This is a genomic window from uncultured Campylobacter sp., assembly GCF_905373215.1.
Taxonomy (GTDB): domain Bacteria; phylum Campylobacterota; class Campylobacteria; order Campylobacterales; family Campylobacteraceae; genus Campylobacter_B.
Genome location: NZ_CAJPRT010000023.1, coordinates 1 through 24,531 on the forward strand (window position 1 = coordinate 1; position 24,531 = coordinate 24,531).

Genomic DNA, 24,531 nt, shown 5'->3' on the forward strand with positions numbered 1-24,531 from the left:
TCGCTTCCTGCCACAGCGAGGCGGAGGCGCGCGAGGCGCTGGAGCTGGGCGCGAGCGCGATCTGCTTGAGCCACATATTCGCGACTGATTGCAAGGCGGGGCTCATGCCGAGGGGGCTAAATTTGATCCGCGCCGTGCGTGGGTTTTACGACGGCGAAATTTACGCGCTGGGCGGCATAACGCCGCGCAATTTTGCCTCCGTCCTACGCGCGGGGGCCGATAGGATCGCCGTTATGAGCTCAGCGATGGCGGCGCGGGACGCGAGCGATTTCATAAGAAAATTTAAGAAATAAATCGATCCGAAAATGTGGTCTGTTTCCTTTGTCGTGCCCTTGCTGCCGTCATTTCGCGCATGCGGCGCGATGCAAAATACATCTTTTAATAAAATCAAAAACGCGCGAAACGGGCGCGATTTATTGGGATTTAAGCCCGAAGTTATAAAATACGAGCGATCTAAGCTTAAGGATATTTTTTGGATAAAGTGCGGCTTGAGGAATCTAAAAAGCTTCTAAACGAAGGGCACCAGAACTTAAAGCAAAAGCTGCGAAAAGGCGCTAGCGCTGACATCTTTGACGGTGCGGATTTAAGCGATGCAACGGATCGCAGCTCATTAAATTTAAACGATACAAATTTGAGTAGCAAAAGCTTTAAAAATGCGAATTTTAATCCAGTAGACCCCAAATTGCAAGCCAATTATCTTTGCGCCGCAAATTTCCGAGATAGAAATTTAAACGGCACGAATTTAAACTCAAAAGATGAGGTAAAATTTCAAAATTTAAACTCGGGCGGTGTTTCATCGCGGGGCGCTAAAACTCGTGATTACGACAAAGAGCCGCTAGTCATAAAAGACTATATGCCGATCATAAATATTATAGCTATAGTAGCGTTGCTTTGTTTTGCTATGTTTATAAATTTAGTATCTAACATCCCTTATGATAGAAAAGTCGCGAATATTCTGCTTACTGGACCTTTGGTTGCCAGGGCTCTTAATGGCTTTTCGCAGCATTACGGAAGGAAATTTATATTTTTAAACTCAAGCATAAAATGTATAAAATCAGGCGAGCAGCTCGTAATGAAATTTGATAATATTTTATATTTTAAAAAGACTTTCGCGCTTGTTTATGAAAGCGAAACGCGAAAATACACGGAAACGGAAAGGATTATAGGAAAAACCTGCCTCGCCATATACGTACTTGCTTATATTTATGGCGCGATATTTGATGACTCTATGATAGTCTTTATAATGTTATTTTGCTGCATGGGAGCGGTCATCTTTCTTTTTATACCGCAAATGATTTTTCATTTGTTTAAGGGAGGCTTATTTTCATGTAGGTTTGTCGATGCTTTAATTATAGACGCGCTTTACAATAAATTTTTTATATTTATCCCCACTAATAAAGAATATAACGAGCTTAAAAAATATATGAAATTAAAATTTAATAAAGACCTAGACGCGCCGAATTATCTTTTAAGAGTTAAAAATTTTTAACTCAGGCATTTTTCGAATTTACGAAGTCTCATTCCACGAGCCGTGCGCGGATGTCGCCGAAGAGCAGCACGTCCTTCAAAACGGCGCGATCGGCGTAACCGCGTTCGTTTAGGCTCAGGTGCAGCTCGCCTCGGCTGCTCGAAAATATCGGCTGGTTGATGAAAACCACGTAAATCGCCGCAACCTGCTTATCTGTGCCCGCGCCGCGCCCTTTAAAATTTACGTCCGTTGCGCCGGTTTTTGTGTCTGCTCCGCTAGAGCTTGCGCTTGCCGCTGCGCCGGAGTTTGTATCCGCCTCACTAGGCGGCGCGACGCCGAGCTCGCTCGCGATATTTGCGGCGGCGCTTCCGCGCGGCCTTTCGATGTCGATCCTTCCGTCGGCGCTTTTTGCGCCTGCGGCTCGGACGAAAAATTTATCGCCCGAGTGTGGGATTTTAGAGAAATTGAAAAACAAACTCAGCAGGTCGTTCGTCGCAAAATAGGGCAAAATTTCATCGCTTACGAGCTGTAGCTCGCCGCCCGCGCCCTTGAACTTTTGAAATTTTATCGTTTTGCGCGCATAGTCGAAGGCGTAGGTTTTACGCTCATTTTTCGTCGTTTTGCCCTTTTTGCGCGAGACCTCGTGGACGTAGAGATCGGGCATCAAAAGCCCCGCCACAATGCGCCCCTTTGAGCGGAAGCTTTCGCGCCTTTGCCCGCTTAAGCTGCCCGCGACGCCCTGTGCAACGGCGTCCATGACGATCTCGTAGCGATCGCCCTGCCGCACGAGCCGCGTGTTTGCGCTGCCGACCGCGCCGAAAACGCCGAACGAAATCTCATATTTCGCGCTGATCGTCTCGCCAAAAAGCGCGCTCGCGCATAAAATCAAAATAGCAAAAAATTTCATCCCTACCGTCCTTTCGCTTTGCGGCGCCCCATTATACGGCGCCCGTTAAATTTACGTTCTTACGCGCCGCCCGTAAAACTTGCGCGGGAATCTGCGCCGTTCATGCGCTTGCTAACTTGCATTTCCGTGAGGCGCCGTTTCGTGCTGCAGATACAGCCGCGTCGGTTGCTTGTAAATTCGATCAAATTTAAACGGATCCGCTTTCAACGGCTTGCCGCGGGTCAAATTCGTAAATTTAGTCCTTCCAAAGCCACCATTTCAGCTTGGCTTTGTCGGGACGTGGCGTGCTGGCGTAGTAGCTGGTCTCGGTAAACATAGAGGATGCACCTGTCGCTGCCGCGCCCGAGCGCCTTTGTGTGTTCATTCGTCTCGTTCAGATCCGCGCCCTTTAGCGAAGCGATGTCAGTGTAGCCGAGTGCCAGCAGATCGGCCTCTGTCGCCTCGCCGGCATAGGGGATTTTCTTAAAATCGCTCGCGCCTTTACTCAAATTTTACTCCAATCTTTATTTAGATTTCGCCAGACTCGCCATTTGGATGAAATTTTAAAACCCCTTGAGAGTGCGGAATTTCAAAATTTCACTCGTGCGAGGCAAATTTTAAAATTTTATTCACGCGGTGCGAAAATTTTTAAAATCTTATCTCGCCGCCGGGCCGCCGCCGCGCTTATGCGCGCCGCTTTTTAGTGTTAAGACGTCCGCTGCCGCGCTCGTTATCGGAAATTTTATCCGCAAGCTAGCAGGGAGCTTGGGCGCGGCAAAGTTTGAACATTTTTAATCCCAAACGGAGTAAATTTACGCTTCCGCCTTGCGCCAAATGCAAAAATCTGATGCGTTTGTTTCAAACTTCAACGGGATGGAATTCTACTCACAGGGAACAACGTCTATGACAGCTACGTAACTAAGTTTCAATTCCCAACGGGATGGAATCCTACGCTTGTCCGCTCCTTTCCACTGCGCCATCTTGAACCAAGTTTCAATTCCCAACGGGATGGAATTCTACCATTATTAGGGCTTTCAGTTACTACTTTTTCGCCAGTTTCAATTCCCAACGGGATAGAATTCTACTTTATAGCTTCAAAGCCCCGCTATTTTTTGTCAAGTTTCAATTCCCAACGGGATGGAATTCTACGCACCCCAGCCGCCGCCTTCATCATCCGCTATCTTTCGTTTCAATTCCCAACGGGATGGAATTCTACTTGGATCGGTATCGCGAATCACATAACTCACAGTATAGTTTCAATTCCCAACGGATTTTGTAAAAAGATGACGACGGCGCTTTGGCGTCATCCAAGCTGCCTTTGTGCGCATTTTGATTAAAATTTCTTGTGCGCGGAAACTCTGCTTAAAACGAGCTTGCGTCAAATTTTATGCAAGCTCGAGCGCTAAATTTGACCCAAAATCCGCTCGCAAATTTCGCGCGGGTTTTGCGCCTGATAGATCGGCCGACCGATCACGATAAAATCAGCCCCCGCCTCGCGCGCGACGCCCAGATCCGCTACTCGCTTTTGATCTGCCGCGCTCTCGCCAAATGGCCGTACGCCCGGGCAGAGCGTGATAAATTTTGCGCTCGTGGCGTCCTTTATCAGGCGGCTCTCGAACGCCGAGCAGACCATGCCGTCAAGCCCCACTTCGTAGCTCATCACGCTAAATTTACGCACGGCGTCGCTTAAATTTTGCTCGTAAACCACGCTAAATTCCGCCTGATCAAAGCTCGTTAGCGCAGAGACTGCAAGCACCAGCGGGCGCGAACCGAGCTTGTTTAGCCGCTGCATCACCGCGCCCATCGCGCGTTTGCCGCTGCTTGCGTGCACGTTTATCATATCTACGCCGAGCTTAGCGATCTCCTCGGCGGCGTCTGCCATCGTGTTTGGGATGTCGTAGAGCTTTAGATCGAGGAAAATTTTAAAATTTCCGAGCTTTTTTAGCTCCTCAATAAATCCCGCACCGTCGCGCAAATATGCTCGCAGCCCAACTTTGAGCCAAATTTTATCGGCCAAATCGGCAAGCCCCTCCGCTAGCTGCAAACACTGCTGCTTCGAGCCTAGATCGAGCGCTACGCAGAGTTTCACTGCTTATCCTTGCCGCGCACCACGCCTTTGTTGCCCGCAGGTCTTTTTAAGACGGCGCCTCTGCCGCCCGCAGATTTTTTCGGCGCGGTAGAGATTTTGCGCCCCGCGCTACTTTTGGGCGCAGTATTTTTATCCGTAGTGCTCTTTTTCGGCGCCGCGCTTTTGCCGACTCTGAAATTTCTATCCGCACCCTCTCTTTTCGGCGCGACGTCTTTGCCTCGTTCGCCTGCCTTAAAATTTTTACCTCGCTCGCCCGTTTTGAAATTTTTGCCCGTTTTTTCCGTCTTAAATTTATCCCCGGTCTTGAAATTTCTCTCCGTTTTAAATTTTTTGCTCGCGGTGGATTCGGATTTTTTTGCGGACGCGCTGCGAGTTTTCAAATTAGCGGGCTTTTTAGACGGTCTGCTTCTGCTCGCCGTAGAATTTTTCGGCGTGCCGCTCCTCTTTGCTCTCGTAAAATTTTTCGTATCGCCGTCCGCGCCTGCGGGGATGAAATTTTTCGCCGTATCGTTGCTGCCCGAAACAGCGGAGTTTTTCGCCGCAGCAGGCTTAAAATTTTTGACTGCCTCCGTGGTTGTCTCGGGATTTACGCTTGCCGTCGCAGTCGGCTTGGAAATTTTATCCGCCGCGATGTTTACGGGGCTGTCTTTTAGCGCATCCAGCACGCCGTTTATAAATTTTGGCGAGATGCCAAGCTCCTTGGCGGAGTTGATCGCTTCGTTGATGACGATGCCCGCATCGGTGTCCGTAAAGCGCAACTCATACGCCCCGAGCCGCAGTATCGCGCGCTCCAGAGCCGAAATTTCGGCGAGCTTGAATTCCTTTAAATTTTCATCTATCAGCGCATCAACTGCAGCGAGATTTTCGCTAGCGCCGCGCAGAAGCGCCAGCGTCCAGTTGCGCTGCTCGTTGCGAATGCGCTTTTCTTCCAGATATTCGTCCGCAAAGTCCTCGCTGCCGCCGTTCATATCTTGGGAGTAAAGCAGCGAGATCGCAGCGAGCCTGGCTTGGTGTCTAGTGGCCATTTTACGCCTTTATGTTGCGAAATAGACTTAGAAGCTCGATCGCACCGCTCATAGCTTCAAAGCCCTTGTTGCCGGCCTTTGAGCCTGCTCGCTCGATCGCCTGCTCGATATTATCGGTAGTCAGCACGCCGAAAGTCACGGGTGCGCCGTATTTTAGCATAGTGTTTGCGATACCCTTGCTTACCTCGGCGCTTACGTAGTCAAAATGCGGAGTAGAGCCGCGGATCACCGCGCCTAGGCAGACGACGGCGTCGTAGAGCTTGGAGCTTAGCGCCTTTTCAAGCGCGAGCGGGATCTCAAAAGCGCCCGGTACCAGCATAAGGCTTAAATTTTCCTCCTTGCCGCCGTGGCGCAAAAACGCATCGTGCGCCCCCTCGACTAGGCGATCGGTGATGATGTGGTTGAAGCGGGCGTTGATGATTAGGATCTTTTCGCTGCCCTTAAGAGCAAGCGAGCCTTCGATGATTTTCATGGTTTTCCTTTGCGTTAAATTTAGCGCTAAGCTTAGCTAAATTCGCCAAAATTCTAAATTAATTTCAGCATCGCGGCGCTTGAAATTATGAGAAATAACAGGCGCTTTGCGCGCAGAAATTTTCTCGCAGCGAACGAATATGCCTAAGATCACGGTGCCGATCGTGCCGATACCCTTGCATATCGCGTAGGCGATCGATAGCGGGATCTGGCTCATCGCGAGAGACAAAAATCCAAGCGAGAGAGCGAAATTTATCGCCGCCGTTAGGACGCATTTACGCGCGAAGCTACCGCCTTTTGCAAATAGCCCAAGCAGCACCACGCCGTTAACCTCAAAGCAGCCCGCGATCAGCGAAAAATAGCCCGTAGATCGCGATTTCTCGCTTTTTATCAAGATGACGCCCAAGTTTAGCGTGAATATAAAAAATATGCGAAGCAGGTTAATCTCCGAGTCCTCTTTTAGCGCGACGATCGTTTCAAGCAAGACGATAAAAAGCGTGCCGAGCCCCTATAGGATGTATGCGAGCGCCGCGCCGACGTATTTTAAAGCAAGCATAAATATAAAGAAGCTCGCAATTACGCAGATGACGGTAAATAGCCGCTCGTGCGCACCGGCAGCGCACTTAAACCCGTGCGCCCGGTCGCACTCAAAAAGCGCTCCAATGAGGATAAGAACAAAGCCTTTGGTTATTCAAAACCGCCTAAATTTTAAATTTGAAGCACGATTATATTAGGAGCGAGCTTAGATTGAAATTCATCTTAAAATTAATCCTAAATAATAAATTTTATTAATCATTTAGAAATTTTAGGATATAATCATTTCAAATCATTTCAAGGAGAGAAAGATGTTTAAACTTAGAGAGTTGCCGTTCGATGCGGCGCACAACGCGGTCGTAAGCAAGCAAACCTGTGATTATCACCACGGCAAGCACCACGCGACCTATGTGGCAAATTTAAATAAACTTACCGAATCGGGCGAGTTTGCAGGCAAGGGGCTTTATGAGATCGTAACGGCGGCTAGCGGCGGGCTTTTTAATAACGCAGCGCAGGTTTACAACCACGATTTTTACTGGGATTGCATCGCAAAGCCTAGCGAGGCTTCCGCGGAGCTAAAATCGGCGCTAGCGGAAAATTTTGCGGATTTTAAAAGCGAGTTTTTGGCTGCTGCTGCGGCGCATTTCGGCTCGGGCTGGGTGTGGCTCGCTTACGATCCGAAATCGGGCAAGCTTTGCATTAAAGCGACCCAAAATGCCGCCACGCCGGTGACCGAAGGGCTCGTGCCGCTTCTAGTCGTGGACGTTTGGGAGCACGCGTATTACATCGACGAGTACAATGCGCGCCCGAAATATTTGGAGAAATTCTACGCAGGTATCAACTGGGAGTTCGTCTCAAGCGCCTATGAATGGGCGAAAAAAGAGGGTCTCGGCTCGGTGAAATTTTACATTGACGAGCTTCACGGCAGAGATTAAATTTTAAAATTTAAGCGGACGCGGCGATATAAAAATCTGGGTCCGTCGCGCTTCGCTTGCGTAAATTTTAAATTGCGCGGGCACGTCACAAACGGAAGAGGTGCTACCCGCAGAGCTAAAATCCGTTTTAAACGCATAATCCGAGTAGAGCAGATAAGGCTTGCGAAGTACACAAAGCTGAAATCTCTTAAGCGCTCGTGGGTTCGCTGTGGATTAGCTGCGGACACGGCGTGAATAGGGCAGCACTCACTATTCGTAGCACCGAAATCGCTTAAACGTGCCGCATGTTCGCCATGGACGCAGATTTGCTGCGGAGGACGTGAACGCCGCCCGCAAATCGTTTAGACGCACCGCAAGCGACCCTGGACGATAATCGCCGCGGCGCTTGCTGCACGCGACCGATCGCTTAAAATTTTAATTCAAAGCTGGCGGCTAAATTTTAAGGGCTTTTCTTGAGATTTAGCCGCAGCAATACCGCTTTTCAATCTATCTTTTAAATTTAAAAATTTCATCAAAACTCGGGCGCTAAATTTAATCAAAATTTTAGCCCAAAATCATCCACAGTCCGATCGCACACATCAGCACCGAGCAGAAAATTTCGAGATATTTCAGATGGGTTTTTAGCAGATTTTTTAGCATCGCTCCGCCCAGCGCGTAGATGCTAAGGCAGATGCTTTCGCTGGCGCATAAGATCGCCACGAGAGCGAAGGTGCGCGCGCCGAAAAGATTGCCCGCATCCAAAAATGGCGGAAAGAGCGCGGTAAAAAATATCCACGCCTTGGGGTTTGAGACCGCGACTACGAGGCCTTGGAAGAAGATATTTTCGCTGCGCTTTTGTTTTTGCAGCTTGAAATTTCCGCGCGCTAAAAAGGTCGCGACGCCCAGATAAAAAATATACGCGCCGCCTAAAATTTTAATCGCGCTAAGCGCCGCAGGGTGCGCAAGCAGAATGCCCGCGACGCCGAATATGCACGCAAGCGCCACGGCTGCGACGCCCAGCACCTGCGCGAGCAACGCAGGCAGCGCCCTAAGATAGCCGCGCGCGATGCCGAGATTTAGCGCGTAGGTCATGTTGATGCCCGGCATCAGCGATATCGGAAAGATCGTAAAGAAAAACAGAAGCATTGAAAACCCCTAAATTGCGGCTAAATTTTAAATTTATCGCGCGCCTGCCGCGGAAATTTTAAAGTGCGACGGCGAGTGAAATTTTAAAATTCCGCCGCGCCTTTTTGCGTTTGTTATCACGCTTACACGGCGCGTGCAGATAAAATTTTAAAATTCTGACTCCCGCTTCGCTGACGCGTCAAAGCTTTTTATGGGGCGGGAAGGGGCCCCGGTTGCGAGGTCGCACTTCTCGCAGAGACGGCGCTGCTCTTCCGCAGCACCGTATTGCTCTGCTCGCCCCAAACCCCGCCCAACTCCCGACGACGCCTTACAAGGGGCAGGCTACGCCTGCGCTGAATTTATATTATAAATGCGGCGCGGTGTCTCGCACCTAGTCGCAAGATCGCCGTGCCGCAAGTTTCAATACAATGTGTCGCACCGCGTAAAAGCTCACGCCGCAGCGTATGTAACGGAGCGAATGAAATTTTAAAAAATTCCGTCGCACCGCCACAGGCAAATTTAAAATTTAAAGCTCTTGCGGCTTTAAATTTGGCCGAAAATCCCGTACCCGAAGATCACCGCGATGATGAGCGGCAGGATAAATTTGACATACAAAAACCAAACTCCCGCGAGCCGCGCGCTTAGATCGCCTTCGTTGGTGAGCTCGTAGATCGCATCCTTTTTTAGCACCCAGCCCACGTAGATGCAGCATAGAAGCGCCGTTAGCACGAAAAATACGTTCGCGCTTACGAAGTCGAAGGCGTCGAAAACCGAGCGCCCCAGAATTTTAACGTCCGCAAGCACGCTGCTTGAGAGTATGCAGGGTAGGTTGCCGAGCACGAAGACGCCGCCGAGCGTTAAATTTACCGCCTTTAACGTTGAAAAGCCGAAGCGCTCCTCGACGAAATTTATGATGACCTGATAGATCGTGATCGACGTCGTAAGCGCGGCGATGAGCAGGATCGAGAGAAAGACCACCGCGACGGCGTTGCCGAACGGCATGTGCGAAAACGCGATCGGCAGGCTCTTAAAAACCAGCGACGAGCCGCTGCTTGGCTCAAGTCCTGCGCTAAAGAGCGACGGGAAGATCATAAAGCCCGCAAGCACGGCGATGAGGGTGTTTACGACTGCGGTGATGGTGGCCGTTTGCATCAGCTTCTCATCTTTGTTGAGGAAGCTAGACAGCGTGATCATCACGCCGAATCCGAGCGATAGCGCGAAAAAGACCTGCCCCAAAACGTCGATCAAAAGCTTGGGCGTGATCTTTGCAAAATCGACGCCGAGGTAAAATTTCACGCCCTCCTTTGCCCCTTCCAGCGTTAAATTTGTAAGGATCACCGCGATGAAGCACAAAAATAGCGCGGGCATTAGAAATTTTACGAATTTTTCGATCCCCTCGATGATGCCGTTTTTCAAAATGTACCAGTTGATCGCTATGAAAATGATCGTGTAAGCTCCGACGCTAAGCGGGCTATTTTCGATGTGATCTGCGTAGAATTTCTGCGTGAATGCGGGGTCGGTGATCCGCGCGGAGAGGTCGAAGCCGTCCGTGAGGATATTTACGATGTAGGTTAGCACCCAGCCGCCAAGGACCATATAGTAGGCTAAAATTCCAAACGCGCCGATTACGCCCATGATGCCGGCGATCTTCCATGCGGGCTTTATCCGTGAGCCGTCCTTTTTAGGCGCTGCGAAGGCATCGACGCAGTTTCTTAGCGCGCGGCGTCCGATGACGTTTTCTACTAAGATCATCGGGATGCCAAGTACGATCATCGCGATGCAAAACACGAGCACGTAGGCGCCGCCGCCGTTTTCGCCGACTAAATATGGAAATCGCCATGTACAACCAAAGCCGATCGTGGCGCCCGCGACGGTTAAAATATATGTGAGCTTGCTGCTCCAGGTCTGTCTCGGCACGCTCCCTCCTTAAAATTGCTCTTTTTTGAGCTTATCGAGGAAGTCCTCGATATTGTATTTGGCGCGGTAAGCCTCGCTGATGAGATGGACTATGATGTCGCCGAGATCAACGACGCTCCATTCATCGCCGCTTTCGATAGCCAAAAACTCCTCGCCGAGCGGCTTTAGCACGCTTTTTAGCTCCTCGATAAGCGAGGCTGCGTGGCGGGAGGTTAGCGTAGTAGCGATAACTACGAGCTTTGCGATGTATTCGCGCTCACTCATATCGATGATCTGGACATCTTCGGCTTTCTTTTCATTTAAAATTTCGGCGATCCGCTCCGCCCTTTGCTTTGGATCTTGCATATCTTTCCTTTTATAAAATTTTATGACCTCTGCTGCGATCTTGGGCGGGATTTCGCCTTTGAAATCTCGCCTAAAATCGCTTGAGCTCGCATCTACAGCAATCTCGATGCGCCTTAGAGCCGCCCACTGCCGCGGGATCTCGTAGCCGGGTCTCGTAAGCACGACAAACTCCGCTAATTTCCGCAGCTCGCTAAAATCGCGCCATTTATGAAGCTCGGCTAGGTTGTCGGCACCCACGACGATGTAGAGCTTTGGTGCTGTGTCTGTATGGTTCGCGCTGTTTGCTTTGCTTGCTTCATCTGCACTACTCACATCGCTCGCGTCATCCGCATCATTTACGCTGCCTGTGTCACCTGCGCTATTTGAGCTACCCATGCAATTTGCGCCGCTTGCGTCGGCCATGCAATTCGCATTGCCGCTTGAAATTCCGCTTGCGCTTGAAATTTTGTCCGCAACGGTATTTAAAATTTTGCTCGCATCGTTTGCGCTACCCGCCTTATTTCTACCGTCGGCCGAAATCTCACCCGCCTTGCTTTGCGAAATTTTGTCCATTACGCTTTTGCTACCAACCGAAATTTGATTCGCCATTCCGCCTTGCAGGGCTTCGTTTTTTGCGTTAGCGGGGATGCTCGTCCCGCCCGTAATATCGGCGGAGCAGGCGTCGCTGCTTAGAATTTTACCTATATCGCACGACAAAGCCCCGTCCGTCTTCTCGGGTAAAATTTCGTCTGCACTGCCAGGAGTATAAGCACCGGCAGAAATTTTATCCGCAATATTTGCGCCGTTAGGTAGAGCCCTATCCGTTACGGCTGCTGGGGTTTCACCCGTTCCGCATGCCGTTTCCGACGTGATTTTGCCGCTTGCGCCGTATTTTTCGAGCAGAAATTTTACGCTTTGTATCGTGGGTACCGAGCGATTTTGCGAAATTTCATAATCGCTCACCTCCACGCCCGGGGCATCGCTCCACAGCGCGCGGCACCATCTAAGCCGCAGCTGCGGCGGCGCCGAAAAGCTCTTTTTAAACGGGTTTAGAAACGACGGCATTATGATCAGTAAATCGGGCTTTAGGTTGGATAAGATCGCCTTTACCGCGGCATCGTGTCCTGCGTGCGGCGGATCGAAACTGCCGCCGAAAAGTGCGATTTTCACGCGCCCGCTCCGCGCCGTTTCGCGCCGCAAAATTTCTCGCACTTCGCCGCAAATTCCGCGGTATAAAATTTTGCGCGGTGCAATCTTACTTTATGAAATTTTACGCCGCAAAATTCCGTTTCGCCAAATTTTGTTGCAAAAAATCCCGCGTTTTGCGGCGCGGTAAATTTAAAAGGCGCAGCGGCACAAAGGCTAGGACTGCGTCGCAGCCCTTTTGCGGCGGCAAATTTTAAAAGCGCGCTACCACGGAATTTTACCCCGCCGAATTTCGCTGCGTTAAATTTCATTTTAAGCTCTAAATTTGGCGTCCGAAACTTCATCTCCTGAAATTTCGCGCCGTGAAATTTAGCCGCATAAAATTTCGCAGTGCGAGCTAAAAAACCCGTCTCGCGTAATTCTGCTTTGTAAAATTTGACGCCGCGTGCCATAAATTTTGATTTGCAGAATTCCGCGCCACGAAAGTCCGCCCCTAAAAATTCTGTTCCGTAGGTCGTAAATTTCGTGCCATTAAATTTCTCGTCGTGAAATTTAAAATGCGAGTGCCGTGATTGCCGAATTTGTCGCGTATGACGAAGCGTTTCATTGCAAAATTTAAAATCGCGAAGCGCGGCATCGTGAGCCCTGGGCTCTGCGCCGCAAAATTTCGTGCTACCAAATTTTTTTGCAAAAAATCCTGCGTTTTGCAGCACGAAAAATTTAACGCCGCGCTTTCTAAATTTTTCCGCGCAAAATCCCGCGGTTGCGAAGCGGGCGTTAGAATTTGGGTTTTTGTAAGGCTTTCGCACGGGCCGCCTACATATATTTTTCTAAAACGCGCGGAATTTCGATACTGCCGTCCTTGCGCTGGTAGTTTTCCATCACCGCGATCAGCGTGCGACCGACTGCGAGCGAGGAGCCGTTTAGCGTGTGAACGAGGCTGTTTTTCTTGCCGTATTTGAAGCGGATCTTGGCTCTGCGCGCCTGAAAATCGCGACAGTTGCTGATCGAGCTGATCTCTCGGTATTGGTTCTGCCCCGGCAGCCAAACCTCCAAATCCACAGTCTTTGCGGCGCTAAAGCCCAGATCGCCGCTGCAAAGCAGCATATGTCTGTGCGGAAGACCTAGGCTAGCTAGCAGATCGCTCGCGCATGAAATCATCTCCTCAAGCATCTTTGCGCTATCTTGCGGGCGCGTGATGGCGACGAGTTCGACCTTTTCGAACTGATGCTGGCGGATCATGCCGCGCGTATCGCGCCCCGCCGAGCCCGCTTCCTTGCGAAAGCAGTGGCTGTAGCTGGTGAGCTTGATCGGCAGCTCCTCACTGCGCAGAATTTCATCGTTAAAGAGATTTGTCGCCGTAACCTCGCTCGTAGGGATGAGGTAGAGGTTTTGCTCCTCGTCGTCGACGCGGTAGAGGTCGTCTTTAAATTTAGGCAGCTGGCCCGTGCCGTAGAGGATCTGATCGCGCACCAAAAACGGCATATTTACGAGCTCGAAGCCGCGCGAGTTGTTAAATTCGATCATGTAGTTGATGAGAGCCATATTCAGCTTCGCGCCAAGACCTCGGATCGCTGTGAAGCGGCTGCCGCTGAGCTTGACGCCGCGTTCGAAATCAAGCCATCCCAGCGCCTCGCCGAGATCGAAGTGCTGCTTAGGCGCGAAGTCGAACGTGCGCGGCTGCAGGACTTTTTTGATACAGACGTTTTCGTTCTCGTCCGCACCGATCGGCACGTCGTCGTCGATGATATTCGGCACGCACGCGGCGATCGCTTCTAAGCTTTGCTCGCGCTCATTTACGAGCTCGCTTAGGCTTTGGATCTTTTGCTTGTTTCCCTCAAGCTGCGATTTTAGCGCGCCTACGTCCTTGCCCTCGCGCGCGGCAAGGCCAAGCTCCTTGCTCTTTGCATTTTGCACGGCTTGAAGGTTTTCCAGCTCCGTCTTTTTAGATTTTAGCTCGTTGTAGGCATCTAGTAGCGTTTGCAGGGTCTGCGGCGGGACTTTTTTGGCGATGAGTTTTTTATTAAATTCGTCGAAATTCGTCTCGATAAGTTTTAAATTTATCATTTTCTGCCTCTTTTTGGTAATTTAAATTGCGACATTTTAACCAAAGTTTGCTTTAAATACTCAAAATAAACCCACATTTAAGCAATACGGATGAAAAAAAGTGATACAATTCCGTAATATTTTATTATGAAAGGTATTACATGAAGGCAAAATTTGCTTTTTTAGGAATTTTCGCGGCGAGCCTTGCGTTCGCGCATTTCGGCGTTCTTACGACGGACAAAAATGTCGTAGAGGATCAAAAAGATGCTATTGTAAAGCTAAATTTGGAATTCTCCCATCCGTTTTTACAGGAGTCTATGAATCTACAAAAGCCCGCAGAATTTGGCGTTTTTATTGATGGTGAGAAAAAATCGCTCCTAGGTAGCCTAAAAGAGCAGAAAAAGGGCGAAAATTCCTATTTTACGGCGGAATTTAAAGCTGACAAGCCATCGCTTTTAGCGTTTTATTTCGATCCGAAACCATATGCTGAGCCGGCTGAGCGCAAGATGATCCGCCATATCACCAAAACCTACGTCGATGCTTACGGCGCGGGCGAAGGCTGGGATAAGCCGCTCGGGCTAGAGGCGGAGATCGTGCCGCTAGTGCGGCCTTATGCGCTGTATGCGGGCGAGATATTTAGCGGAGTTTTTTTACTACACGGAAAGCCCGTTCCGGGCGCGGACGTGGAGATCGAGCTATATAACGATAAGGGCTATAAAGCCCCTAGCGAGGCGCATGTCACGCAGGTCGTTAAAACCAACGGCACGGGCGAGTTTAGCTTCGTGATGCCGGTTGCCGGCTGGTGGGGCTTTGCGGCTCTTAGCGAGGAGGAAGCCGCCAAAGGAAGCGAGCAGCCCGTAAATGAGCTGGGAGCCGTGCTTTGGATCAAAGCAGACGAGCTGAAAAAATAACGGAGCGGCTCGGTGAGATCTCTTTTTTCTGGTGAAATTTGCGTCGCTGCGGATAAATTTAAATTTACGCTTGGGCAGGGCTTTGAAATTTTATTTTCGCGCGTTTTGCTTGGCGATGTAAAATTTCCAGCGAATTCTGCGGCTAAAATTTTACGGGGTAGAATTTTGTCGTTTTGCACCCGCGCACAGTCTGCGTCTCGGGGTTTGGTTAAAACTTTACGGAGCAAAATTTCGCCGAGTAAAATTTTAAGTAACGAAGCTCTGCTGCGTGAAATTTTGCTCGGTAGAAATCCGCCCTTAGTAGCTTCGAGCCGTAAAATTTCATATCCATGGTTTTGCGAGCGTAAAATACCAGCACGCAAAATTTCGTTTTTTGAAATTCTGCAAACCCTGCCTTTTAAAATTTCACAGGCTCTGTTTTACCGCGAGAGCACCGCACCGAGATCGCTCGGAGCCTTAAATTTTGCATTGCAAAATCCGCTCGCCGCTCCTGCAATTGTAGCAAGCGAAAATTCTTGCGCCGTGCGAGCCGTAAAATTTATCAAATTTATTGGTTCCGTAAGCGGTTCCGAGACCGCTCCGAGTCTTGCGCTAACAGCCGCCGCAAATAGGACGCAAGCTGCGAGTTTTACAGCCGCAAATTTTATCGCGACTAAAGCTGTAAAAGCAAGACCTGTAGTAATCAAAGCGATTATCGCAAAGGTTGCAAATGCCTTAAATTTAGCCACTTCGCGCGTTTTTGCGCGTCTAAAAAACAGGGGCGATTTAAAGGAGGCGAGCCGTGCATATTAGCGAAGGAGTTTTGAGCGCGCCCGTGCTGCTAGCTGGCTGGGCGGTTACGGCGCCTGCCGTGGCGGCGATTTTATGGCGCGTAAGGCAGTCTGAAATCCCGAGGATTGCATGTTTTAGCGCGCTATTTTTCGTCGCATCTTTTGTGCACCTGCCCGTAGGCGTCAGCTCCATGCATTTGATGCTAAGCGGGCTCGTGGGCGCGTTTTTGGGCTCGCGCGCGATCTTGGCGATTTTCGTCGCGCTATTTTTGCAAGGGGTATTTTTCGGCTTCGGGGGGCTTAGCGTGCTCGGCGTAAATACCACAGTCATCGGCTTTCCAGCGGTTTTGGGTGGGCTCTTTGCCGCCGCCGCAAAAGCGCAAGAGCTAAAAGCGCGCACGCAAAAAATTTATCTATTTTTGGCGGGCTTAGTGCCGATCGTCTGCTCGATGCTGCTTCTTGATCTCGTGCTTTTCATCAGCGGACGGGAGTTTTTTGCTATTGCGACGCTTATCTCGCTCGAAGGTGCGGCTCTAGCTGTTTTGGAAGGGATCATCACCCTTTTTGCGCTTAGCTTTATTGCGAAATTTTACGGCGGACAGAGGCGATGAGAACGCTATTTTTCTTAGCGGTTTTGAGCTCCTTCGCATTTTCGCATGCGCTTCATCTTTTTGCGACTCAAGAGGGCGATAGAGTGGCGATTTATAGCTATTTTTATAAAAATTCTCCCTGCATGGAGTGCGAAGTTTTAATTAGTGCGGACGGGCGCGAAATTTTGCGCACTAGGACCGATAAAGAGGGACTTGCGAGTATAAAGATCCCGGCTAAAAATTTTACTATTCAAATTTACGGAGGTGCAGGGCACGGCGCGCAGATGGAATTTAGTGCCGAGAACTTTACGCCGCAGAATTCCGGTGATCCTGAAAATTCCACGCCACAAAATTCTAACGTTTCTGAAAATCCTGTGCCGCAAAATTTGAACGCCGCTAAAAATTCCGCGGCTAAAGACAGCGCGCCCGAAAATATCGCGCCGAAAGCTAGTACGCCTGAAAATAAAATTTCAAGCGTTTCCGAGCCTTTGGAAAATTCCGCCTCGCAAAGCATCTTGCTAAAAGAAAGTCCTAAGAGCGATATTAGGAGCATGGCGTTTCAAAGCCAGTCCGCAGAGGCGCCTAAAATCGCGCTTTGTTTGGTCTTAATTTTCGGCTTTTTTGGCTTAATGTGGCTAGCGAAAAGAGCGCGCAAATGAGCCCCGCCGTATCACTGCTCGCGTTTTTCATCTTCAGCTTCGGCGTCGGACTTAGCGGGCAGCTTTACGCGGCGTTTTTTGCCCCGCCGCTACTTCTTTTTGCGCTTAAAATTTCGATTGCGCGTGCGGTCTGCACAAGGCTTGCGGTATTAAATATCTTTGCGATTTTAAGCGCGTTAAGCCCCGCCATAGTCGGCAACTACGAGCTTGCGGGCGTGATATTTTTACGCGCAAATTTGATAATGGTATTTGCGATTTTGCTATTTTACGGCAAAGACGAATATTTTTTCGCGCGCGGATTTTACGGGCTCGGGCTCGGCGAAAAGCTAAGCTCTTTGGTGTATTGCTGCGGGCGATTCGTAAATTTTTTACGTTCGGATTTAGCGAGACTGCAAGCACTTTTGCGAATGCGCGGATTTGTGGGGACGAGCGGAATTTTCACCTATAAAATTTATGCGAATTTGATCGGGATTTTAGCGATTTCGGCGCTTGAGCAAGCAAGAAATTTAAGCCTGGTGATGAGCGCGCGAGGATTTTGCGGTAGGCTATTTTACGAACGTCGCGAAGGCTTGAGGGTCTCGGAGGCCTCGTTTTTGGCGTTCGTGCTGGCGTGCGTATCTATTAAAATCGGAGCTATCTTATGAGCTGTTCGCTTAAGGCGCTGGATTTAAGCGCCACAAATGGCGAGCGAGAAATTTTTCGCGGCGTAAATTTGAGCGTAGGGCATAAGGAAAAAGTGGCGATCTTGGGCGCGAACGGGCAGGGCAAGACGAGCCTGCTTCAAATTTTAGGCGGCCTAAGGCAATGGGGCGAGGGCGAAATCGAACTTTTCGGCGAGAAGCTCGAGTGCGCGGAGGATTTTGTAAAATTTCGCCACGAGATCGGGTTTTTATTTCAAAACAGCGACGATCAATTTTTGTGCGCGAGCGTGTTTGAGGACGTCGCATTTAGCCTGCGTGCGCAAAATGAGCGGCTAAAACGAGCGCAAAATGCGGAGCAAAAACGTGGAATTTTTTCTAAATTTTTTGGTCGTAAGGCGCAAATTTTAAGACAGGGCAGCGAAAACGACCATCTAAAAAAGCTTGAAATTTTAAGCGAAGAGCAGATCGAGCGCAAGGCGCTGGAGACGCTGCGACGCTTGGGAATCGAGCATCTACGCGAGCGGGTGCCATTTCATCTAAGCGGCGGCGAGAAAAAGCTGGTGGCGCTTGCGGGCGCACTGGTGTGCGAGCCTAGGATACTGCTACTGGACGAGCCTACGACGGCGCTTGATGAGGCGATGCAGGAGCGCGTGGCGGGGATTTTGGCGGGGCTTGACGTAAGCGAAATCATCGTCTCGCACGATAAAAGCTTCATCGATAAAATCGCGGATAAAATCTATTATTTGAAATCTAACGGGCTGTATGAAAGCCCATGATAAAATCATAGATAAATTTATCGTTTAAAATCAAGAGGCTTGTATAAGTCCATAATGGCGACCCTTGCGGGATTTGAACCACGCGTTTTCGCACTGAGAATGCAACGTCCTGAGCCACTAGACGAAAAGGTCAAGAAGCCGCATTATAGCGACAAAAACAAAATTTTAGATAAAGATACAAAATAAAGCGCAGAATAGCGGTTTGATATCCTTGCGGTTAAATTTCGATATGTGTGATGAGTAAAAAATCACTAAGCCTATGCAGCAAAAATTTTATATATTAAGTAAATTACTTATAAATTTCTATTAAAAAACCATCATAATTTTAAGTCAAAATTTAAGAGAGAGAGAGTATCATTTACCTTAAATTTAATTTTAAGGATTTGTTATGTATTCCAGTCTAGACGCCGCTATTGCGAATATAAAGAAATTTTCGCGTTGCAAAAATTTTCACTATCCAAATATCCCTAAATCTAGTAATATCACAGACTTTAAATCAGAGCCTAAATTTAATTTGAGCAAGGATGAAAATTACCAAGAAGCTCGAGCTTTTATTAAAGACAATTTTGAATACGAGGATAAATACTACGATTTTATCCATTTAACAAAACTTTCAAATTTAAGCTCTATTATAAAAATGAGTGGAATTTTTTGTATGAACTATTTAAAAAATAATGGCATAGGACCAAATTTATTAACTAACGAGCTATCCAATGAGCTAGATAATAGACGCAATTTAGGGGATTATGTGCATTTATCTGTCATAGGCGATAAATTGTATGCTTAACACTTTTATCGATAGGCATAAAAATGAAAACCTTGCTATTATTTTAATATCTCCGATCGTGTTATTTTATCATGCCTTTATTATGAGTGATCAAAACGCCACGGCAAATGCAGCGCATATTGGAAGGTATAGCACTATCAAAAACTATTTAAATTTTATAAGTCTTTATTCTATACAAGAATTTCCGTCATACGACGTAGCTCAAAATAGTTTATACAAAATTTCACAAGCTGAAGTTATGATTTACGAAAAGATTCCGCTAAAATTTATAAGCGAAATAATACCGCTAGTTAGGAGTTAGAAAATGCATGCTATTAGACCGATTTTTTATGCGATAGATAAGAGTCCTTTTGTAAAAAGCGTAGATATAAAATTTGAATTTTTTAGCGGCTTTGCGTTATCTCAAAAGATAAAATCAATAGATAGTCTTTTAAATAGTGCTAAAAGAGAGCTTAAAAGCGAAAAAATTTTAGAAATTAGCAATGCTTCACCAAGCCCTTTAGGCAGAGCATTAAGCGCTTTTAATTTAAAGCTTCGTTAAAAGATGAAGATCAAAATTTAATAGAAGCTAGCGTTGAACGGTTTTTTCAAGGCTCAAAATTTTTTGAGCGAGGCGGTCCCTTTGAAGAGATTATTTTTAGTGCTAAAGTTCATCCTAAAAAATATTCGCCGTTAAAAAATAGCGGAAATTTTTGTGGATTTGAGCTTTTCGGTGAACGTTTTAGTACCGAGCCAAAAACGTATTTTTATGATTTTTTATATCTAAGCGCTCTAAAACAAAATCCAAATTTAGCGGATGAAGTTTTAAAATATGATTATTTCAGCGATATAGAATTTAATCCTAAAAAGTCATTTTCCGCTCAATCTCGTGCTGCCGCACTCTTTGTAGCATTAAGCCGAAACGGAATTTTTAAAGAAATTTTTGCAGATAAGGATACATTTTTTGATTTTTACTGTAAAAATTTTAAAAGAGAAAGTCTATTTTAAAGGAGAAAATATGGAGAAATCAACGGCGATTTTTAGCAGTATAACCGCATTGATATTACTATTCATAGTCCTTACGCTACTTGTACCCAAAAGTAAATCTGAAAATAGCAAAGAATTTATCCCTGAAAAGAAGGCTGCAATAAAAGAGAAAGTTTCTTTTAACGGAGGGGATATCGAAAGATTATTAAAACTAGTCTTTAGCGGCATAACCGCGATATCGTTATTAACGATAGCTATTATATTGTTCGGGGTCTGCGTGCATTACGTAGAATACTCTTACAGCTCTGACAAAAAAGTTAGATTTTATTTAGATACAGATGTTTATGTCCCAGACATTCCGACAACGATAAGCATTGATGGGATCGGTCACATAGGGGAAATAGGTTACATAAGAGAAAATATAAACGCAGATGTTACTATAAAAAATCTTAGATAGCCGCTAAAGCATCGAGCTGCATTTACGACGATAAAATTTATAAATTTATCTGGTGATTTTAGAATTTTGCGCGCTTTTGCAGTTGCAAAATGGCTAATTGCAAAATTCTAAAATATTTGCGTAAGGGCTCACCGTAAGTTTTATTTCAGCATCTTACCCAAAATTTCTGCGCCTTTGTTGATCATATAAAATGAATGATAGAAGTGATCGAGCGTTTTAGTAGTCTTCGCGACTGTCTCTCTGCTCTTTACGAGATTAATTTGGCATAATCCATTTTTGCGCTCTTTGAAATAAAACAGAAGAACGTTGTATAACCATGAATTTTTACTTAAATTTAAGTCAAAAATACGAAATTAAAGATAGGGAAATTTTGCGAGATAGAGCCATGTTTGCGAATTTTAAGCGCAAAATTCGTGAGCATTGGCGTGAGGTTTAAATTTAATCCAAGGTATCGCGAGCTAAAATCCGAGTGCTTTTTGAATCGCGAGCGTCTGGGCTACAACGCGCTCTAGCTGCTGCAAATTTAGCATATTCGGCCCATCCGAAAGTGCGTGGGCGGGATCAGGGTGTGTCTCGTAAAAAAAGCCGTCCACGCCCACGGCCGCCGCCGCTCGCGCGAGATACGGCACGAAGCGCGAGTCGCCGCCGCTCGTAGCGCCGATACTAGGCATCTGCACGCTGTGCGTCGCGTCGAAAATGACCGGCGCAAACTCGCGCATAATCGGCAGCGAGCGCATATCGACGATCAAATTTCCGTAGCCGAAGGTACTGCCGCGCTCGGTGAGCCAGACGCCGTAACGGCGCGCCAGATCGTGCATCCCTTCGCTGCTCGGCTGCGGGGCGTTTTGAATAGAATTTACGGCATTCGAAGCATCGCAAGCATAGGCGGAATTTTGCGCGTCCAATCGTGCACCGCAATAATTTTGCGCGCCTAGCGCCGAAGATCCGCTATTTGTACTGCTTCGAGCGCCGCTTGGCGCGCCGCAAATTTCGGCATCGTCGGAGCAGACGCTGTTTTGAGCGGCCTTTGTATCGCTAGATGCCGCGCCGCTTTGCGGTGTATAAGCCCGTGCGCTGCGGGTTTGTAGCACCTTTTCGACACTGTGTTTCATCGCCTGCGGCGATAAAAACTGACCTTTTTTGATATTTACTACCGCTTGCGTGCTGGCTGCGGCGACGAGAAGGTCGGTTTGGCGGCACAAAAAAGCAGGTATTTGCAGCACGTCGGCAACGCGCGCGACGGGCTCTGCCTGGTAGCTTTCGTGGATGTCGGTTAAAATTTTATAGCCGAACTTTTCCTTTACTTCGGCTAAAATTTCGCAGCCGCGCTCAAGCCCCGGGCCGCGGAAGCTTGAGATGCTGGTGCGGTTGGCTTTATCGAAGCTGCTTTTGAAGTAAAATTCTACCCCGCTCATTTCGTTAAATTTGCGTAAACTTTCCGCGACTTTCATTATCAGCTCGCGGCTTTCGATCACGCAGGGTCCTGCGATCAATATCATGAAATGTCCTTTTTTAAAATTTGCGCGATTTTAGCGAAATTTTACTAACTCTTAATAGGGCTTGCCGAAAAATTTTTCGTAATGCTCGTAAAAGCGCTTGTAGTAGGGGTTTGAGTAGCGCTTGCGCATGCCGTAGTTGTAGCACTCGATCGTGTCTTTGATATTTTTATTTTTGGCATTCCAGCATTTGCGCAGGATCTTGGCGCATTTGGTGAGGTTATACATCGGGTTGAATATATAATCGATCTCATTTTGACTGAAATTTACGGCGTTTAGCTGCCCGAGTCCTACGTCAATGCTAAATCCGTCCTCGTACAGATACTTGGCGATCTGCACGGCGTAAATTTCGTTTGCTGGTATAATCGTAACGACCCATTTGCTGGAATTTAGGCTGTAGTTGCTCGTCTTGATGCGGATATTTTGATTGCGCAGGCCTGCAAAATAATCGGCGTTTGCTTTGTTTGTCAAAAAGGAGATCGTGTAGGGCTCGAAGTCGCTTTCGATTTTGACGATGGTGTATAAAATTTCAGGCTTTACCCCTTCGTTTTGCGCTACTGCGGCGATGGCATTTACGATCTCATTCGGTGAGTAGGCGAACGCCTGAAGCGTCAAAAACAGAGCAAGAACCGACTTTTTCATCTAAATTTACGCGACCTTCGGTGAAATTTTATTTTGCAAGTATAGCACAATTTGGGTTTTTTAGCCATTGTTTAAGTGAAAATTAATCATATTGTATATATAATCACATTTCTTTTTTAAACTCAAACGGTCGCTTAGCTCAGCTGGTAGAGCGCCACCCTTACAAGGTGGATGTCGCAGGTTCGATCCCTACAGCGACCACCATTTTGAAATCCAAGGATTTCATACTTCTTTAGCACTTGCGCTGTAAGTGTGATTTTTGGTGCGACGGTAGTTCAGCTGGTTAGAATGCCGCCCTGTCACGGCGGAGGTCGTGGGTTCGAGCCCCATTCGTCGCGCCACTTCTTACGATGTCTTGCTAGCTCAGTAGGTAGAGCATCTCACTTTTAATGAGGGGGTCGTTGGTTCGAATCCAACGCAGGACACCATCTATCAAATTTTCCCCCTATTTTTAGTTTTTTGATTTTTTTAAAAGCCCTGTTTTACGGCTTTTTCAAATTTTTTCAAAAAAATTTCAAATGCTAAAAACGCTAGATTATACAGGCGGTTTAAGAGAAACTACTATATATTAAAAAATGTATAGTAGCTCTTAAGCTTGCTAAGCTCTTTGGAAACTTTTATAATTTGCCCTATGAAACTATATTAAATTTTAAAGGACAAGCAGTTATGAAGGTTTTTTCTAAGATTAAAGACGACCCGTCTTTTAAAACAGACCCCGATAAAGTGATCAGAAATTTCTCCCTGCCTCATCGCAAAAATACTATGGTAGAAATGATAGATGAGCATATAGCAGTTAGATTTTACCGCTCATTTAATAAAAAGGGAGAGCAAACAACCCATAGGTACTATCACTATTCGCTAGGCGGCAAGCTAATTAAGTCTTTAGGCAATGCAGATGAGATAAGTCTAAGTGAAGCCAAAGCAACTCTTAAAGGTTTAATGATAGATGATTCTGCTAAGCTAACTCCTGCTAAAAATACTCTGGCAAGCGTTTATAGACAGTTTCGCAGACATAACGGCAACGTCGCATTGGCAACCTCTAAAAGACGAGATATGAGCTTTAAGGCTTTAAGGGATATTTGTGACAAAGATATAAACAAGATAAGCAAAAAGGATATTATGCCGATACTGGATTATTATTACGATAATGAGAAGTACGCCTCCTTAGAAATTTTATTTAAACTTATTAAAAGACTATTCAGATATGCTCGTATAAGAGATATTTCTAAAAATCCATTATTTGCAGAAGAGGTGTTTAAGGACTTTTATAATATACCTCGCCATAGCGAATACCCATATATAAAAGATGACTTGGATTTAACCGTACTTATTAAATTTATCATGAACTATCCTCACCAAATAGGTGTTAAGAATGCTTTGATCTTTGGACTGCTTACGGGGCTAAGAAGCTCAAATGTAAGAAATTTAACCCATGAGCATTTAAAAGTGGGCGATGATGGAGAATACTACTTACTATTTCCACAAGATGAGAATAAGGTAAAAAGCAATGGTGATGAACATCTGGGACTTCCTAGAGAAGTAGGGCAATGGCTGCAAAGGTTACACGCTCATAATAGTAGCTGCCCGTTATGCTTTGCTAATACGCAAGGAGAGGTACTAAGCGATATGACTCTAGTTAAAGCGCTTAAAACCTATGCCCCCGTAATAGCTAAGAATAGACTAGTCTTTCACTCTTTTAGAAAGATACTAGAAACCTTTGCATATGAAAAAATCCATGAGAACAAGCTGGATCCTTATAGCATTGAACGCACCCTTTTTCATGCACAAAGAGAGATACAAAAGATTTATAACAAAGCTACGAACATTGAGAATACGCGTAGGGTTCTAACATGGTGGCTAGGTTATTTAAAGGGGTTGGGGTTTAAATTTT

The 24,531-nt window shown here is 47.0% G+C and carries 26 protein-coding genes, 4 tRNA genes, 2 pseudogenes and 1 CRISPR repeat array; of the genes and pseudogenes, 16 read left to right on the forward strand and 16 right to left on the reverse strand.

Going from position 1 to position 24,531, the window contains the following annotated elements; all coding sequences use genetic code 11:
- On the forward strand, window positions 1-293 hold a 293-nt coding region (locus QZ176_RS08865; RefSeq protein ID WP_295152911.1), incomplete at its 5' end, for a thiamine phosphate synthase.
- Window positions 294-472: 179 nt separating this feature from the next.
- Entirely contained in the window at window positions 473-1,489 is a 1,017-nt protein-coding gene (locus tag QZ176_RS08870) for a hypothetical protein (protein WP_295152913.1), read from the forward strand.
- A gap of 28 nt (window positions 1,490-1,517) precedes the next feature.
- Here the strand turns inward: QZ176_RS08870 and QZ176_RS08875 are convergent, their stop codons facing one another.
- The 6 genes and pseudogenes from QZ176_RS08875 to QZ176_RS08900 form a co-directional block, all read right to left on the reverse strand.
- Window positions 1,518-2,375 carry a DUF3108 domain-containing protein gene (locus QZ176_RS08875; protein WP_295152915.1) on the reverse strand — a complete coding sequence of 286 codons (858 nt, stop codon included), beginning with the start codon at window positions 2,373-2,375 and terminating at the stop codon, window positions 1,518-1,520.
- A 235-nt stretch (window positions 2,376-2,610) separates the two neighbouring features.
- Window positions 2,611-2,863 (reverse strand): annotated as a pseudogene (locus tag QZ176_RS08880) (helix-hairpin-helix domain-containing protein).
- 346 nt (window positions 2,864-3,209) lie between these two features.
- Window positions 3,210-3,570: a CRISPR direct-repeat array (repeat unit 30 nt; unit sequence GTTTCAATTCCCAACGGGATGGAATTCTAC).
- A gap of 186 nt (window positions 3,571-3,756) precedes the next feature.
- Window positions 3,757-4,443, reverse strand: a complete 687-nt coding sequence (gene pyrF / locus QZ176_RS08885; protein ID WP_306528803.1) for an orotidine-5'-phosphate decarboxylase — start codon at window positions 4,441-4,443, stop codon at window positions 3,757-3,759.
- A gap of 650 nt (window positions 4,444-5,093) precedes the next feature.
- Window positions 5,094-5,468: pseudogene (nusB, locus tag QZ176_RS08890) on the reverse strand (transcription antitermination factor NusB); the annotation flags it as partial.
- Window position 5,469: 1 nt separating this feature from the next.
- Window positions 5,470-5,940, reverse strand: coding sequence for a 6,7-dimethyl-8-ribityllumazine synthase (gene ribH, locus QZ176_RS08895; protein WP_295152917.1), 471 nt, complete (start codon window positions 5,938-5,940; stop codon window positions 5,470-5,472).
- Between the two features lie 36 nt (window positions 5,941-5,976).
- Complete coding sequence (locus QZ176_RS08900; RefSeq protein ID WP_295152919.1) at window positions 5,977-6,423, reverse strand: SMR family transporter; 447 nt, start codon at window positions 6,421-6,423, stop codon at window positions 5,977-5,979.
- Between the two features lie 361 nt (window positions 6,424-6,784).
- Between QZ176_RS08900 and sodB the strand changes: the two genes are divergently transcribed.
- Entirely contained in the window at window positions 6,785-7,408 is a 624-nt protein-coding gene (sodB, locus tag QZ176_RS08905) for a superoxide dismutase [Fe] (protein WP_295152921.1), read from the forward strand.
- A 543-nt stretch (window positions 7,409-7,951) separates the two neighbouring features.
- Here sodB and QZ176_RS08910 read toward each other — a convergent pair.
- The 5 genes from QZ176_RS08910 to serS all read right to left on the reverse strand — a co-directional run bounded on the left by QZ176_RS08910 (window position 7,952) and on the right by serS (window position 13,966).
- On the reverse strand, window positions 7,952-8,533 hold the full coding sequence (locus QZ176_RS08910; protein WP_295152923.1) for a LysE family translocator: 582 nt from the start codon (window positions 8,531-8,533) through the stop codon (window positions 7,952-7,954).
- Window positions 8,534-9,055: 522 nt separating this feature from the next.
- Window positions 9,056-10,429, reverse strand: a complete 1,374-nt coding sequence (locus tag QZ176_RS08915) for a sodium-dependent transporter (protein WP_295152925.1) — start codon at window positions 10,427-10,429, stop codon at window positions 9,056-9,058.
- Window positions 10,430-10,438: 9 nt separating this feature from the next.
- Window positions 10,439-11,923, reverse strand: coding sequence for a ribosome silencing factor (rsfS, locus tag QZ176_RS08920; protein ID WP_295152927.1), 1,485 nt, complete (start codon window positions 11,921-11,923; stop codon window positions 10,439-10,441).
- The gene (locus QZ176_RS08925; protein WP_295152929.1) at window positions 11,920-12,708 is read right to left on the reverse strand and encodes a hypothetical protein; all 789 of its coding nucleotides are present in this window, start codon (window positions 12,706-12,708) and stop codon (window positions 11,920-11,922) included. The genes rsfS and QZ176_RS08925 overlap by 4 nt, the downstream gene beginning before the upstream one ends.
- Window positions 12,709-12,715: 7 nt before the next feature.
- Window positions 12,716-13,966 carry a serine--tRNA ligase gene (serS, locus tag QZ176_RS08930; protein ID WP_295152931.1) on the reverse strand — a complete coding sequence of 417 codons (1,251 nt, stop codon included), beginning with the start codon at window positions 13,964-13,966 and terminating at the stop codon, window positions 12,716-12,718.
- A 140-nt stretch (window positions 13,967-14,106) separates the two neighbouring features.
- Between serS and QZ176_RS08935 the strand changes: the two genes are divergently transcribed.
- The gene (locus QZ176_RS08935) at window positions 14,107-14,856 is read left to right on the forward strand and encodes a DUF4198 domain-containing protein (RefSeq protein WP_295152933.1); all 750 of its coding nucleotides are present in this window, start codon (window positions 14,107-14,109) and stop codon (window positions 14,854-14,856) included.
- Between the two features lie 208 nt (window positions 14,857-15,064).
- On the opposite strand, the gene QZ176_RS10490 is transcribed toward QZ176_RS08935, so the two are convergent.
- Complete coding sequence (locus QZ176_RS10490) at window positions 15,065-15,187, reverse strand: pentapeptide repeat-containing protein (protein WP_365951808.1); 123 nt, start codon at window positions 15,185-15,187, stop codon at window positions 15,065-15,067.
- An 88-nt stretch (window positions 15,188-15,275) separates the two neighbouring features.
- Entirely contained in the window at window positions 15,276-15,584 is a 309-nt protein-coding gene (locus QZ176_RS10495) for a hypothetical protein (protein WP_365951800.1), read from the reverse strand.
- A gap of 53 nt (window positions 15,585-15,637) precedes the next feature.
- On the opposite strand from QZ176_RS10495, the gene cbiM reads away from it, so the two are divergent.
- Genes cbiM through QZ176_RS08960 form a run of 4 tightly spaced genes read left to right on the forward strand, consistent with a single transcriptional unit; the run spans window position 15,638 to window position 18,292 of the window.
- Window positions 15,638-16,237 carry a cobalt transporter CbiM gene (gene cbiM / locus QZ176_RS08945; RefSeq protein ID WP_295152937.1) on the forward strand — a complete coding sequence of 200 codons (600 nt, stop codon included), beginning with the start codon at window positions 15,638-15,640 and terminating at the stop codon, window positions 16,235-16,237.
- Window positions 16,234-16,875: a hypothetical protein gene (locus QZ176_RS08950; protein WP_295152939.1), complete on the forward strand. Its 642-nt coding sequence runs from the start codon at window positions 16,234-16,236 to the stop codon at window positions 16,873-16,875. The genes cbiM and QZ176_RS08950 overlap by 4 nt, the downstream gene beginning before the upstream one ends.
- On the forward strand, window positions 16,872-17,519 hold the full coding sequence (locus tag QZ176_RS08955; RefSeq protein ID WP_295152941.1) for an energy-coupling factor transporter transmembrane component T: 648 nt from the start codon (window positions 16,872-16,874) through the stop codon (window positions 17,517-17,519). The genes QZ176_RS08950 and QZ176_RS08955 overlap by 4 nt, the downstream gene beginning before the upstream one ends.
- Window positions 17,516-18,292 (forward strand): ABC transporter ATP-binding protein, encoded by a 777-nt coding sequence (locus tag QZ176_RS08960; RefSeq protein WP_295152943.1) that lies wholly within the window; start codon window positions 17,516-17,518, stop codon window positions 18,290-18,292. Before QZ176_RS08955 ends, QZ176_RS08960 begins: the two co-directional genes overlap by 4 nt.
- Window positions 18,293-18,347: 55 nt before the next feature.
- On the opposite strand, the gene QZ176_RS08965 is transcribed toward QZ176_RS08960, so the two are convergent.
- Window positions 18,348-18,424, reverse strand: a tRNA-Glu gene (locus QZ176_RS08965).
- Between the two features lie 256 nt (window positions 18,425-18,680).
- On the opposite strand from QZ176_RS08965, the gene QZ176_RS08970 reads away from it, so the two are divergent.
- The 4 genes from QZ176_RS08970 to QZ176_RS08980 all read left to right on the forward strand — a co-directional run bounded on the left by QZ176_RS08970 (window position 18,681) and on the right by QZ176_RS08980 (window position 20,502).
- Complete coding sequence (locus QZ176_RS08970) at window positions 18,681-19,079, forward strand: hypothetical protein (RefSeq protein WP_295152945.1); 399 nt, start codon at window positions 18,681-18,683, stop codon at window positions 19,077-19,079.
- Window positions 19,072-19,380 (forward strand): DarT ssDNA thymidine ADP-ribosyltransferase family protein, encoded by a 309-nt coding sequence (locus tag QZ176_RS10500; protein ID WP_365951804.1) that lies wholly within the window; start codon window positions 19,072-19,074, stop codon window positions 19,378-19,380. The genes QZ176_RS08970 and QZ176_RS10500 overlap by 8 nt, the downstream gene beginning before the upstream one ends.
- Before the next feature lie 3 nt (window positions 19,381-19,383).
- A complete protein-coding gene (locus QZ176_RS08975) occupies window positions 19,384-19,620 on the forward strand; it encodes a hypothetical protein (protein WP_295152947.1) in 237 nt (78 codons plus the stop codon).
- A 456-nt stretch (window positions 19,621-20,076) separates the two neighbouring features.
- On the forward strand, window positions 20,077-20,502 hold the full coding sequence (locus QZ176_RS08980) for a hypothetical protein (RefSeq protein ID WP_295152949.1): 426 nt from the start codon (window positions 20,077-20,079) through the stop codon (window positions 20,500-20,502).
- Between the two features lie 458 nt (window positions 20,503-20,960).
- Here QZ176_RS08980 and QZ176_RS08985 read toward each other — a convergent pair whose 3' ends face one another.
- On the reverse strand, window positions 20,961-22,001 hold the full coding sequence (locus QZ176_RS08985) for a 3-deoxy-8-phosphooctulonate synthase (protein ID WP_295152950.1): 1,041 nt from the start codon (window positions 21,999-22,001) through the stop codon (window positions 20,961-20,963).
- Between the two features lie 51 nt (window positions 22,002-22,052).
- Entirely contained in the window at window positions 22,053-22,640 is a 588-nt protein-coding gene (locus tag QZ176_RS08990; RefSeq protein ID WP_295152952.1) for a transglycosylase SLT domain-containing protein, read from the reverse strand.
- 128 nt (window positions 22,641-22,768) lie between these two features.
- Here QZ176_RS08990 and QZ176_RS08995 point away from each other — a divergent pair.
- The 4 genes from QZ176_RS08995 to QZ176_RS09010 all read left to right on the forward strand — a co-directional run.
- Window positions 22,769-22,844, forward strand: a tRNA-Val gene (locus tag QZ176_RS08995).
- Between the two features lie 60 nt (window positions 22,845-22,904).
- Window positions 22,905-22,981: transfer RNA gene (locus tag QZ176_RS09000), tRNA-Asp, on the forward strand.
- Between the two features lie 11 nt (window positions 22,982-22,992).
- Window positions 22,993-23,068: transfer RNA gene (locus tag QZ176_RS09005), tRNA-Lys, on the forward strand.
- A 238-nt stretch (window positions 23,069-23,306) separates the two neighbouring features.
- Window positions 23,307-24,531: tyrosine-type recombinase/integrase (locus tag QZ176_RS09010; RefSeq protein WP_295152954.1), on the forward strand; the 1,225-nt coding region annotated here is incomplete at its 3' end.

What these genes read in the sequence shown, in the direction of transcription:
- QZ176_RS08875 (WP_295152915.1), bottom strand. Translation starts at nt 2,375, where the DNA reads ATGAAATTTTTTGCTATTTTGATTTTATGCGCGAGCGCGCTTTTTGGC.
- ribH (WP_295152917.1), bottom strand. Translation starts at nt 5,940, where the DNA reads ATGAAAATCATCGAAGGCTCGCTTGCTCTTAAGGGCAGCGAAAAGATC.
- sodB (WP_295152921.1), top strand. Translation starts at nt 6,785, where the DNA reads ATGTTTAAACTTAGAGAGTTGCCGTTCGATGCGGCGCACAACGCGGTC.
- QZ176_RS08910 (WP_295152923.1), bottom strand. Translation starts at nt 8,533, where the DNA reads ATGCTTCTGTTTTTCTTTACGATCTTTCCGATATCGCTGATGCCGGGC.
- serS (WP_295152931.1), bottom strand. Translation starts at nt 13,966, where the DNA reads ATGATAAATTTAAAACTTATCGAGACGAATTTCGACGAATTTAATAAA.
- QZ176_RS08935 (WP_295152933.1), top strand. Translation starts at nt 14,107, where the DNA reads ATGAAGGCAAAATTTGCTTTTTTAGGAATTTTCGCGGCGAGCCTTGCG.
- QZ176_RS10490 (WP_365951808.1), bottom strand. Translation starts at nt 15,187, where the DNA reads ATGGATATGAAATTTTACGGCTCGAAGCTACTAAGGGCGGATTTCTAC.
- QZ176_RS08950 (WP_295152939.1), top strand. Translation starts at nt 16,234, where the DNA reads ATGAGAACGCTATTTTTCTTAGCGGTTTTGAGCTCCTTCGCATTTTCG.
- QZ176_RS08955 (WP_295152941.1), top strand. Translation starts at nt 16,872, where the DNA reads ATGAGCCCCGCCGTATCACTGCTCGCGTTTTTCATCTTCAGCTTCGGC.
- QZ176_RS08960 (WP_295152943.1), top strand. Translation starts at nt 17,516, where the DNA reads ATGAGCTGTTCGCTTAAGGCGCTGGATTTAAGCGCCACAAATGGCGAG.
- QZ176_RS08970 (WP_295152945.1), top strand. Translation starts at nt 18,681, where the DNA reads ATGTATTCCAGTCTAGACGCCGCTATTGCGAATATAAAGAAATTTTCG.
- QZ176_RS10500 (WP_365951804.1), top strand. Translation starts at nt 19,072, where the DNA reads ATGCTTAACACTTTTATCGATAGGCATAAAAATGAAAACCTTGCTATT.
- QZ176_RS08975 (WP_295152947.1), top strand. Translation starts at nt 19,384, where the DNA reads ATGCATGCTATTAGACCGATTTTTTATGCGATAGATAAGAGTCCTTTT.
- QZ176_RS08980 (WP_295152949.1), top strand. Translation starts at nt 20,077, where the DNA reads ATGGAGAAATCAACGGCGATTTTTAGCAGTATAACCGCATTGATATTA.
- QZ176_RS08985 (WP_295152950.1), bottom strand. Translation starts at nt 22,001, where the DNA reads ATGATATTGATCGCAGGACCCTGCGTGATCGAAAGCCGCGAGCTGATA.
- QZ176_RS08990 (WP_295152952.1), bottom strand. Translation starts at nt 22,640, where the DNA reads ATGAAAAAGTCGGTTCTTGCTCTGTTTTTGACGCTTCAGGCGTTCGCC.